Below are 10,348 nucleotides of genomic sequence, written 5' to 3'. Positions count from 1 at the left end.
CTGAACTTCTACAACACTCGACGCCGACACACCGCGCTCGCAGGACAGCCCCCGATCAGCCGACTGTCACCAAGGTCATGACTGAGTACACCTAGCCCTTGGCCGGCGGGGTGTCCTCGGGGCCGTCCGCCGCCTCGCCGCTCTTGCGCCGCAGCTCCTCCTCGCGGCGGCGCAGATCGGCCTCCCAGTCCTTGAGCAGGGCCTCGTCCTTCTTGTTCTCGTCCTTGAGGGACCTGAGGAACTCGGGGTTGTCGTCCGGCGCGACGAACGTCGAGCGGTGGTTGCGGTGCCATTCGGAGGGCGTGCTGCCGCCGCCCCCCACCGGCTGCCGCTGCTTGCCCGCCACCAGCCACGCGATCGGCCCGATCAGCACCTCGCCGAAGAGCAGGATGATGAGCACCCAGACCACCTTGGGCAGGCCGCGCACCTGTGACTCGGGGGTGTTGAGGCAGTCGATGAACGCGTAGATCCACAGCGCCAGCACCAGTAGGAACGGCAGATACCTGAGCATTGCGGAACGAGCCCCCTGCGAGCGAAGGCGGACCCTCGGCGGGGCCCGGTGACCCGCCCAGGGTAGTGCGTACCCGATACTGGAACGCATGGCTTATGACGATCTCCGCTCGTTCCTGCGCGCACTTGAGCGCGAAGGCGATCTCAAGCGCATCAAGGCCGAGGTCGACCCGAATCTGGAAGTCGGCGAGATCGTGGACCGGGTGCAGAAGTCCGGTGGCCCGGCGCTGCTCTTCGAGAACGTCAAGGGCTCGGCCATGCCGCTCGCCATGAACGTCTACGGCACCGACCGCCGGCTGCTGAAGGCGCTGGGCCTGAAGGCGTACGAGGACATCAGCGGCAAGATCGGCGGCCTGCTCAAGCCGGAGCTGCCGCACGGCTTCGTCGGCGTACGCGAGGCGTTCGGCAAGCTCGCCGGCATGACGCACGTGCCGCCGAAGAAGGTCAGGAGCGAGAGCGCCCCGGTGCAGGAGGTCGTGCTCACCGGCGACGAGGTCGACCTCGACCAGCTCCCCGCCCTGTTCACCTGGCCCAAGGACGGCGGCTCCTTCTTCAACCTGGGGCTGACGCACACCAAGCACCCGGAGACCGGCGTACGCAACCTCGGCCTCTACCGGCTCCAGCGCCACGACAAGCGCACCATCGGCATGCACTGGCAGATCCACAAGGACAGCCGCAACCACTACCAGGTCGCGGCCAAGCGCGGCGAGAAGCTGCCCGTCGCCATCGCCTTCGGCTGCCCGCCTGCCGTCACCTACGCCTCCACCGCCCCACTGCCCGGCGACATCGACGAGTACCTCTTCGCCGGCTTCCTCCAGGGCAAGCGGATCGAGATGGTCGACTGCAAGACCGTCCCGCTGCAGGTGCCGGCCCACGCCGAGGTCGTGATCGAGGGCTGGCTGGAGCCCGGCGAGATGCTCCCGGAGGGCCCGTTCGGCGACCACACCGGCTTCTACACGCCGCAGGAGCCGTTCCCGGCGCTGACCATCGACTGCGTGACGATGCGCAAGCGGCCGCTGCTCCAGTCGATCGTGGTCGGCCGCCCGCCGACCGAGGACGGCCCGCTCGGCCGCGCGACGGAGCGGTTCTTCCTCCCCCTCCTCAAGATCATCGTGCCGGACATCGTGGACTACCACCTCCCGGAGTCCGGCGGCTTCCACAACTGCGCGATCGTCTCGATCGACAAGAAGTACCCCAAGCACGCACAGAAGGTCATGCACGCCATCTGGGGCGCGCACATGATGTCGCTGACCAAGCTGATCGTGGTCGTGGACGCGGACTGCGACGTCCACGACCTCCACGAGGTCTCCTGGCGCGCCCTGGGCAACACGGACTACGCCCGCGACCTGACCGTCGTCGAAGGCCCCGTCGACCACCTCGACCACGCCTCCTACCAGCAGTTCTGGGGCGGCAAGGCGGGTATCGACGCCACGAAGAAGTGGCCCGAGGAGGGCTACGTCAGAGACGGCGGCTGGCCGGACATGGTCGAGTCCGACCCCCGCACGGCGGCCCTGGTCGACCGCCGCTGGAAGGAGTACGGCCTGTGAGCGCCTCCGCCGCCGCGGTACCGCAGCCGGGCAGGACCAGGGCGTTCCTGCGCCTGGTCGTCATCGAGCACTCGGTCTTCGCGCTCCCCTTCGCCTACATCGCGGCGTTCACCGCGATGTACCAGCTCGACAAGCGGATCCACTGGGTCCCGCTGCTGCTGGTGACCCTCGCGATGGTAGGTCTGCGCACCTTCGCGATGGCCGTCAACCGCATCATCGACCGCGAGATCGACGCCCGTAACCCGCGCACGGCCGGACGCGAACTCGTCACCGGCGCGGTCTCGGTCAAGTCCGCCTGGACCGGCGCGCTGGTCGCCGTCGTCGTCTTCCTGGGCGCGGCGGCCCTGCTCAACCCGCTGTGCCTGGCGCTGGCCCCGGTCGCCGTGGTCCCGATGGTGGTCTATCCGTACGGCAAGCGGTTCACGAACTTCCCGCATGCGATCCTCGGCCTGGCCCAGGCGATGGCGCCGGTCGGCGCGTGGATCGCGATCACCGGCGAGTGGTCCTGGGCGGCGGTGATCCTCGGCCTCGCGGTCGGCATCTGGATCGGCGGCTTCGACCTGATCTACGCCTGCCAGGACGTCGAGGCGGACCGCGCCAACGGCGTGCTGTCCGTGCCGGCCCGCTTCGGTGTGCCGGGCGCGCTGTGGGGCGCGCGCTGGTGCCACGTCGTGACGACCGCGCTGCTGGTCTGGTACGCCCTCGTCATCGGCGCCGGTGTCTTCTTCTGGCTCGGGATGGTGATCGTCGTCGCGGCCTTCTGCTACGAGCACGCGATCGTCCGCCCGCACGACACCTCGCGGTTGAACCGGGCCTTCTTCCAGGTCAACAGCTTCATCGGCATCGCGCTCTTCGTCTGCGCGCTGCTGGATCTGGTCGTACGCGGGCTGTCGGTCTGACGCGGCGTCGGGCGGTCTGACGGGGCGTCGGGCGGTCTGACGCGGCGTCGGGCCGGCGTGCTGCTGGTCGGTCCGGCGCCGCTGCCTGGTGTGCCTGTGCGCCTCCTTATATCCGGCAACGATTACGGAGAGTAATCGGTTCCTGGCGGGCTGGGAGGGCGCCCGCGGCGCCACCGCCGGCGTCAGCCCTTGCTGACCGGCCAGGCGATCAGGCGGGGGTAGGTCCACAGTTCGCCGCGGGTGGCCTTCACGGTGGCGATGATGGCGCAGACCATGCCGGAGATGCTGTAGGCGGCCATCATGCCGAGGACGGTCAGCAGCGGGACGGCGAGTCCGGAGCTGTTGCGCTGGGTCTCGTCGGCGGCCGCCGCGAAGATGAAGGCGCTGGCGAAGTAGAGGACCGCGCCGAGGGCCGCCATGACGGCCTGGGTGATACCGAAGTTCACCGCCTGGGTGGCGTGGTGGCGGACGTACGGGTCGTGCTTGTGGCGCTCGTTGGCGCGGATGGACATCGGGAGGATCCAGCCGACGAACGCGCCGAGGCCGCAGCACACCATGGAGCCGGCCGTGACGGTCAGCAGCGCGCCCAGATGGGACCACATGGCGGGGCTCGTGGAGGGGCTGGGCGGGGGCTGGGTGCCGTACCCGGGAGTCGGGCCGTATCCGGGGGCGTGCTGGTACGCGGGGCCGGGCTGTTGGTAACCGGGTCCGGGCTGCTGGTAACCGGGATCGGAGGGGTAGCCGTAACCGCCGCCGGGTGTGGCGCCGTTCGGCCACCCGGGAGACCCGTAGGGCTGCTGGGGGCCGCCGCTGTGCGGTCCGTAACCCGGCTGGTGGTAGTCGGACATGGTCTGCTCACCCCGTGTGTGCTGCGTGCTTCGCCCGCGGTGCGTGGTGTCGCGTCACGCCTCGGCGGCTCCCGTTCGTTCCGAGGCTACGGGACGGGTCGGACAGCGGTCGCGGCGGTGGCGCCGCGGGGGCGCTCCCGGAAGGCGAAGGCCGCCACCACGCCGCCTATCAGGCCGAAGAGATGGCCCTGCCAGCTGATGCCGCTGTCGGTCGGCAGCGCACCCCACAGGATCGAGCCGTACACCGCGCCGACCACCAGGCCGATGCCGATGTCGAGCGGCTTGCGCTCGATGAAGCCGCGCACCAGGAGGTAGCCGAAGAGGCCGAAGACCACACCGGAGGCGCCCGCGGTGTTGCTGTACGGGGCGGCCGTGAGCCAGACGCCCAGTCCGCTGGCCAGGATGATCAGCGCGACGACGGCGAGGAGGCGCCGGACCCCGCTGCGCAGTGCGGCGATGAAGCCGAGCAGCAGCAACGGCAGGGTGTTGGCCGCCAGATGGCCGAAGCCGAAGTGCAGGAAGGCGGCGGGCACCACGTCGACCAGCTCGGCGGGCTCGCGCGGCTGTATGCCGAAGGTGTCCAGCGCGCCCCCGGTGACGAAGTCGACGCCCTCCAGCACCCACAGCAGCGCGACCCAGCCCAGCATCAGGCAGATCGCGGGCTTGGCTCGTGCGGTCATCCCCGGCCCTCCCTCTCCTCCCCCGGCGGGTAGCCCCGCGGGCGGCCTCCCCGGTCGGCCCCGGCGGGTCCGAGCGCGAGGGGCGCACAGGTAACAACGGCCGTGACGGGGTCTGTGGTTCCGCCGGATAGGCTCGATGCGTGGAGCCGCCGCACAACAACACCAGCAAGCAGGACTCCGGCCGACGCCGTCCGTGGGTCGTGGGGATCTCCGGCGCGTCCGGGACGCCGTATGCGGCTTCGGTGCTGCGCGGGCTGCTCGCCGCGGGGGAGGCGGTGGACCTGGTCGTCAGCCGGGCGTCGCGGCTGACGCTGCTGGACGAGACCGGGATCGCGTTCCGGGATGCTCATTGGTGCGCCGATCTGCGGGAGTGGCTGGCGCGCGGGGCGGACGGCAAACCGGCGACGTTTCCGGTGACGGAGGCGGACCTGGCGGACGTGCGCTACTGGGCGGCCGGGGATCTGGCGGCCGGGCCGTCGTCGGGCTCGTATCCGGTGAAGGGGATGCTGATCGTCCCGGCGAGCACGGCCTGTGTGGCCGGTGTGGCGCTCGGGCTGTCGAAGGATCTGCTGCAGCGGGTGGCGAGCGTGACGCTCAAGGAGCGGCGGCGGCTGGTGGTGGCGGTGCGGGAGACCCCGCTGAACGGGCCGACGCTGAAGCATCTGGTGGCGCTGGACGAGGCGGGCGCAGTGGTGCTGCCCGCCTCGCCGGCGTTCTACGCGGGAGCGACGCATATCCAGGATCTGGTGGACTTCGTCGCGGGCCGGGTCCTCGACGCGGCGGAGGTGCCGCACGGGTTGTACCGGCGCTGGGAGGGGGAGCTTCGGGGTGGCTCCAAGGAAGAGGAGGAGGCCCCGGACGCTCCCTAGTCGGCGCCCCAGTCGGCGCTTCTTCGGTCGGTCAGCGCTTCTTCGCCGCGGCGATGCGGCCGAAGCGGCGCCGGGCCCGCGGCTCAGCGGGCTTGTGGGCACGTGAACGATTGGCCTGGTCCTGCAGCTCGCGCATGCGGGCGTAGGCCATCTCGATCGAGTACACGGTGACAGCTCCTGTGAGATCGTCTTTGATCGTTTAGAAGATTCGCAGGGTCTAGGCCCTGTGTGCCTTAGATTCTACATGTAGAACCCGAAAATGCATAAAGATTGGAAGGCTTGAGGGCATGGACGCGGTGGATAGGCAGCTCATCCAGGCACTTCGCGAGAACGGCCGGGCCTCGTACGCGGAGCTCGGCCGGCTCGTCGGCCTCTCCGGACCCAGCGTCACGGACCGGATCAACCGCCTCGAAGCGGCCGGTGTGATCACCGGCTACCGGGCGACGGTCGACGCCGCCTCGCTCGGCCTCGGCGTCACCGCGCTGGTCGGCATCTCGCTGTCGGACGCCGCCGACCATGAGGACGTCGCCCGCCGGCTGCGCGACCTCGCCGAGATCGAGGACTGCTGGTTCATCGCCGGCGACGACTCGTACATGCTCAAGGTGCGGGTGGGCGATGTGGACGGCCTGGAGCGCACCATCCGGCGGCTGTCCGGCACGAAGGGCGTCTCCCGTACGCGCACCACGATCGTGCTCTCCACCAAGTGGGAGAACCGCGTCGGCGAGCTGCCCGAAGAGGTCGAGTAGGCCACCGGATCCAGGCGGGACGCGGCACGGCGGACGGGTGCGCCAAGGGGCCCCGTCCGCCGTCATTACGGGGGAGTACGCTCGACGAAGCCCGTTTCCTGCACAGAAGCGGCACAGAATACGGCAGAGACTGGGAGGCGACCGGATGGCTGCGTCGATGGATGAGGGCCTCAAGCGCGAGCTGGAGGCGAAGGTCCACGCGGGGGAGCGGCTGACCCGCGAGGACGGTATCGCCCTGTACGAGTCCGACGACCTGGCGTGGCTGGGCGGCCTGGCCCACGAGGTGCGCACGCGCAAGAACGGCGACGTCGTCCACTTCAACGTCAATCGCCACCTCAACATGACCAACGTGTGCACCGCCTCGTGCGCCTATTGCTCCTTCCAGCGCAAGCCGGGCGAGAAGGACGCGTACACGATGCGCATCGAGGAGGCCGTCCGCCTCGCCAAGGCGATGGAGAACGACAACCTCACCGAGCTGCACATCGTCAACGGGCTGCACCCCAATCTGCCGTGGCGGTACTACCCGCGGTCGCTGAGCGAGCTCAAGAAGGCCCTGCCGAACGTTTCGCTGAAGGCCTTCACCGCCACCGAGATCCACCACTTCGAGACCATCTCGGGCCTGTCCGCCTCCGAGATCCTCGACGAGCTGATCGACGCCGGCCTGGAGTCGCTGACGGGCGGCGGCGCGGAGATCTTCGACTGGGAGGTCCGGCAGCACATCGTCGACCACCGCACCCACTGGGAGGACTGGTCGCGCATTCACCGCCTCGCGCACGAGAAGGGTCTCAAGACCCCCTCGACCATGCTCTACGGGCACATCGAGGAGCCCCGCCACCGCGTCGACCACGTGCTGCGGCTGCGTGAACTCCAGGACGAGACCGGCGGCTTCCAGGTCTTCATCCCGCTGCGCTACCAGCACGACTTCGTGGACATGAAGGACGGCAAGGTCCGCAACCGCCTCCAGGCGCGTACGACCATGGCCACCGGCGCCGAGGCGCTCAAGGTCTTCGCCGTCTCCCGCCTGCTGTTCGACAACGTCCCGCACATCAAGTGCTTCTGGGTGATGCACGGTCTGCAGACCACCCAGCTCGCCCTGCAGCACGGCGCCGACGACATGGACGGCTCGGTCGTCGAGTACAAGATCACCCACGACGCGGACAACTACGGCACGCCCAACAAGCTGACCCGTGAGGACCTGCTGGAGCTGATCCGCGACGCCGGCTTCCGCCCCGTCGAGCGCAACACCCGCTACGAGGCCATCCGCGAGTACCCGGGCCCGGACGCCGAGCGCCGCGAATCGCCCCAGCCGATGCGCGTCTGAGCTGGTCGGAGCCGATTGTCGGAGGGTGGGGTTAGGGTCCGGGGTATGAGCGTGCGTTTCGACCCGGACCCTTGCGTCACCCCCGAACTCCGCGACGGAATCTGCGCGTTGTGGGCCGAGGTCTCCAACGCCGGCGGCGCCGTCGGCTTCGTCCCGCCGGTGACGGAGCAGGACGTCCGCCCCGAGCTGCTCAGACATCTGACGGCCATGGCCGAGGGGCGGGCGCGCCTGCTGGTCGGGCGGGACACGGACGACCGGGTCGTGGCGACGGCGTTCCTCACCCTCAACACCCACCGGCTGATGCGGCACTGGCTGTGGGTCTACACGGTCATGGTCCACCCCTCCCTCCAGGGCCGCGGCGCGGGCCGCCGGCTGATGGCCGCCGTCGCCGGGACCGCCCGCGGTATCGACGGCATATCCGGCATCCGGCTCACCTGCCGCGGCGGCACGGGCCTGAGCCGTTTCTACGAGTCCTGCGGCTACAAGGAGGTCGGCCGGGTGCCCGGCGCGATCAAGGTCGCCGACGACGACTTCCGCGACGACGTCACGATGTGGCTGGAGCTGGGCTGACCCGGACGCCGGGCTGACCCGGACGCCGGGCTGACCCGGACGCCGGGCTGACCCGGGCGGGGGCCCGGAAGATCGCCGGTGGCGCTGTGCTTGACTGGAAGAAGAACCTTTCGGTTGCCGTTGAGAAGAAGGTCCCGTCCGTGAGTAGCCCCAAGTTCGCCACACTCCGCTACACCGCCCTTCGCATCGGCCTGTTCGTCGCCTGCTTCGCGGTGGTGTGGGTGCTGGCCTACTTGCACGTCATCCCGCTCGCCGTGGGCGCGTCCAACACCGTGTGGATGCTGCTGCTCGCCATCGTGATCTCCGCGCCGCTGAGCTTCGTGCTGCTGCGCAGGCAGCGGGATGCGATGTCCGAGCAGATCGTCGCCAAGGTCGACCGGCAGCGCGAGCGGCTCGCGGCCAACGCCGGCCAGGAGGACGGCCTGCTCTAGCGGCCGCCCGCGCGGCACCTGGCTCTCGCGTGCCGCACCGCGCTCGCGCGGCGCATCCCCTCCGCGTGGTACAGACCTTTCTGTAAGACGCCTCACAGTCGGCGCGCACCCCGCCGCCGCAGTTCACGACACCTTCCAGGCGCCCGTCGCCGTGGGCATCGCTCCACGGACGGGCGCCTGCCGCGTCGTTGACGGATTCCGGCTGCCGCCGCGCTCCTCGGCGGACGGCCGCAACGCCCTCGGGTCGCTCCGCCCCGCCCTCCCGCGCCACCGGAACTCAAAGATTTTCTTTGGGTCTCTCAAAGTTCAAGTGTTAACGTACTTGCCATGAAGACCGCAGCCGCGCCCCCGTACCCCATGAGCGTTCCGCTCGTGGCGCGCCTGCACGTCGATCTTTGCCGCTGTATGTCCGCGGCCTGTTGCCGCCGCTGACCGACCTCGTCCAGCGGCCGGAGATCCTGTCTGAAGCACGGACCTCCTGGCGCTCTTTTCTGCCGTTTTCCCCACGTCTTACCTGTCCCCGGAGTGTGTCCGTTGTCCACGTCTGCCGAGACCTCCCCGTCCGCACAGACCCCTCAGGCCCCCAAGTCCTCCCGAATACCCAAGGTCCCGTTCTGGGCCCAGATCCTCGCCGGCCTCGCCCTGGGCGTGCTGCTCGGCGGGATAGCCAAGAGCGGTGACATCGGCTGGCTGACCTCCACGCTGGCGCACATCGGCGACCTCTTCGTCCAGCTGCTGAAGCTGGCCGTCGCCCCGCTGGTCTTCTTCGCGATCCTGGTGTCGATCACCAATCTGCGGCAGGTCAACAACGCCGCCCGGCTCGCCTCCCGCACCCTGCTGTGGTTCATGGCCACCTCGTTGATCGCCGTCGCGATCGGCCTGGCGATCGGCCTGCTCACCCACCCCGGCGCGGGCACCGGTCTGACCCCCAAGGACGGCAAGCTCCCCGAGCACGCCGGCTCCTGGATCGACTTCCTGACCGGCATCGTCCCCACCGACATCATCACGCCGTTCACCGAGCTGAACGTCCTGCAGATCGTCTTCATGGCGGCCGTCGCGGGCATCGCGGCGCTGCAGCTCGGCGAGAAGGCCGAGCCGGTCCTCAAGGTCAGCCGCTCGTTCCTGGAGCTGCTCCAGAAGGCCCTGTGGTGGGTCATCCGGCTCGCCCCGATCGGCACCGTCGGCCTGATCGGCAACGCCATCGCGACGTACGGCTGGAACCTGATCGGCAAGTACGCGACCTTCACCGTCGACATCTACGTCGGCTGCGCCCTGGTGCTCTTCGGCGTCTACCCGCTGCTGCTGTCGACCGTCGCCAAGGTCAATCCGCTGCAGTTCTTCCGCGGTGCCTGGCCCGCCATCCAGCTGGCCTTCGTCTCCCGCTCGTCGGTCGGCACCATGCCGGTCACCCAGAAGGTCACCGAGCGCCTCGGCGTGCCGCGTGAGTACGCCTCCTTCGCGGTGCCGTTCGGCTCGACGACCAAGATGGACGGCTGCGCCTCGATCTACCCGGCGATCGCCGCGATCTTCATCGCGCAGATCTTCGACATCCCCCTCGGCATCGGCGACTACCTCCTGATCGCGTTCGTCTCGGTCATCGGTTCCGCCGCCACCGCGGGTCTGACCGGTGCCACGGTCATGCTGACCCTGACCCTCTCCACCCTGGGTCTGCCCCTGGAGGGCGTGGGTCTGCTGATGGCCATCGACCCGATCCTGGACATGATGCGCACGGCCACCAACGTCGCAGGCCAGGCGCTGATCCCGATCCTGGTCGCCGCCAAGGAGAAGATCCTGGACCGCGAGGCGTACGCCGCGGCCACCAGCATCCGCATCGGTGACGGCGACAGCGGCGCGATCGCGACCGCCGAGCCGGAGCCCGCGGCCGTCCCCGCCGCGGCCGCCGCGAGCTGACCTCCGGCGCATACCG

The 10,348-nt window shown here is 69.6% G+C and carries 12 protein-coding genes; 8 read left to right on the top strand and 4 right to left on the bottom strand.

Annotation, left to right across the window (positions count from 1 at the left end; translation table 11 throughout):
- Nucleotides 1–91 precede the first annotated feature (91 nt).
- The gene (locus tag ACZ4NB_RS26715; protein ID WP_467665429.1) at nt 92–511 is read right to left on the bottom strand and encodes a PLD nuclease N-terminal domain-containing protein; all 420 of its coding nucleotides are present in this window, start codon (nt 509–511) and stop codon (nt 92–94) included.
- 88 nt (nt 512–599) lie between these two features.
- Here ACZ4NB_RS26715 and ACZ4NB_RS26710 point away from each other — a divergent pair, with 88 nt between their 5' ends.
- Complete coding sequence (locus ACZ4NB_RS26710) at nt 600–2,057, top strand: menaquinone biosynthesis decarboxylase (RefSeq protein ID WP_467665427.1); 1,458 nt, start codon at nt 600–602, stop codon at nt 2,055–2,057.
- The gene (mqnP, locus tag ACZ4NB_RS26705; protein ID WP_467665425.1) at nt 2,054–2,956 is read left to right on the top strand and encodes a menaquinone biosynthesis prenyltransferase MqnP; all 903 of its coding nucleotides are present in this window, start codon (nt 2,054–2,056) and stop codon (nt 2,954–2,956) included. Before ACZ4NB_RS26710 ends, mqnP begins: the two co-directional genes overlap by 4 nt.
- A 182-nt stretch (nt 2,957–3,138) precedes the next feature.
- Here the strand turns inward: mqnP and ACZ4NB_RS26700 are convergent, their stop codons facing one another.
- Nucleotides 3,139–3,804, bottom strand: a complete 666-nt coding sequence (locus ACZ4NB_RS26700) for a DUF4870 domain-containing protein (RefSeq protein WP_467665423.1) — start codon at nt 3,802–3,804, stop codon at nt 3,139–3,141.
- Between the two features lie 86 nt (nt 3,805–3,890).
- Entirely contained in the window at nt 3,891–4,484 is a 594-nt protein-coding gene (locus tag ACZ4NB_RS26695; protein ID WP_467665421.1) for a rhomboid family intramembrane serine protease, read from the bottom strand.
- A 140-nt stretch (nt 4,485–4,624) separates the two neighbouring features.
- On the opposite strand from ACZ4NB_RS26695, the gene ACZ4NB_RS26690 reads away from it, so the two are divergent.
- The gene (locus tag ACZ4NB_RS26690; RefSeq protein ID WP_467665420.1) at nt 4,625–5,353 is read left to right on the top strand and encodes a UbiX family flavin prenyltransferase; all 729 of its coding nucleotides are present in this window, start codon (nt 4,625–4,627) and stop codon (nt 5,351–5,353) included.
- 31 nt (nt 5,354–5,384) lie between these two features.
- On the opposite strand, the gene ACZ4NB_RS26685 is transcribed toward ACZ4NB_RS26690, so the two are convergent.
- On the bottom strand, nt 5,385–5,519 hold the full coding sequence (locus ACZ4NB_RS26685; RefSeq protein ID WP_467665418.1) for a hypothetical protein: 135 nt from the start codon (nt 5,517–5,519) through the stop codon (nt 5,385–5,387).
- A gap of 121 nt (nt 5,520–5,640) precedes the next feature.
- On the opposite strand from ACZ4NB_RS26685, the gene ACZ4NB_RS26680 reads away from it, so the two are divergent.
- The 5 genes from ACZ4NB_RS26680 (at nt 5,641) to ACZ4NB_RS26660 (ending at nt 10,332) form a co-directional block, all read left to right on the top strand.
- Nucleotides 5,641–6,099 carry an Lrp/AsnC family transcriptional regulator gene (locus ACZ4NB_RS26680; protein WP_384441617.1) on the top strand — a complete coding sequence of 153 codons (459 nt, stop codon included), beginning with the start codon at nt 5,641–5,643 and terminating at the stop codon, nt 6,097–6,099.
- Between the two features lie 157 nt (nt 6,100–6,256).
- The gene (mqnE, locus tag ACZ4NB_RS26675) at nt 6,257–7,420 is read left to right on the top strand and encodes an aminofutalosine synthase MqnE (protein WP_467665433.1); all 1,164 of its coding nucleotides are present in this window, start codon (nt 6,257–6,259) and stop codon (nt 7,418–7,420) included.
- Nucleotides 7,421–7,465: 45 nt separating this feature from the next.
- Nucleotides 7,466–7,990, top strand: coding sequence for a GNAT family N-acetyltransferase (locus ACZ4NB_RS26670; protein WP_467665417.1), 525 nt, complete (start codon nt 7,466–7,468; stop codon nt 7,988–7,990).
- Nucleotides 7,991–8,130: 140 nt separating this feature from the next.
- Entirely contained in the window at nt 8,131–8,421 is a 291-nt protein-coding gene (locus ACZ4NB_RS26665; RefSeq protein WP_467665415.1) for a DUF4229 domain-containing protein, read from the top strand.
- A gap of 534 nt (nt 8,422–8,955) precedes the next feature.
- On the top strand, nt 8,956–10,332 hold the full coding sequence (locus tag ACZ4NB_RS26660) for a dicarboxylate/amino acid:cation symporter (protein WP_467665413.1): 1,377 nt from the start codon (nt 8,956–8,958) through the stop codon (nt 10,330–10,332).
- Nucleotides 10,333–10,348: the final 16 nt, after the last annotated feature.

Source organism: Streptomyces sp. NPDC026575 (genome assembly GCF_055567415.1).
Note: the sequence above shows the minus strand (reverse complement) of the source record. Positions and strands in the feature narration are given on the sequence as shown.

Excerpts from the sequence above, each read along its gene's own strand:
- ACZ4NB_RS26715 (WP_467665429.1), bottom strand. The coding sequence starts at position 511 with ATGCTCAGGTATCTGCCGTTCCTACTGGTGCTGGCGCTGTGGATCTAC.
- ACZ4NB_RS26710 (WP_467665427.1), top strand. The coding sequence starts at position 600 with ATGGCTTATGACGATCTCCGCTCGTTCCTGCGCGCACTTGAGCGCGAA.
- ACZ4NB_RS26700 (WP_467665423.1), bottom strand. The coding sequence starts at position 3,804 with ATGTCCGACTACCACCAGCCGGGTTACGGACCGCACAGCGGCGGCCCC.
- ACZ4NB_RS26695 (WP_467665421.1), bottom strand. The coding sequence starts at position 4,484 with ATGACCGCACGAGCCAAGCCCGCGATCTGCCTGATGCTGGGCTGGGTC.
- ACZ4NB_RS26680 (WP_384441617.1), top strand. The coding sequence starts at position 5,641 with ATGGACGCGGTGGATAGGCAGCTCATCCAGGCACTTCGCGAGAACGGC.
- mqnE (WP_467665433.1), top strand. The coding sequence starts at position 6,257 with ATGGATGAGGGCCTCAAGCGCGAGCTGGAGGCGAAGGTCCACGCGGGG.
- ACZ4NB_RS26670 (WP_467665417.1), top strand. The coding sequence starts at position 7,466 with ATGAGCGTGCGTTTCGACCCGGACCCTTGCGTCACCCCCGAACTCCGC.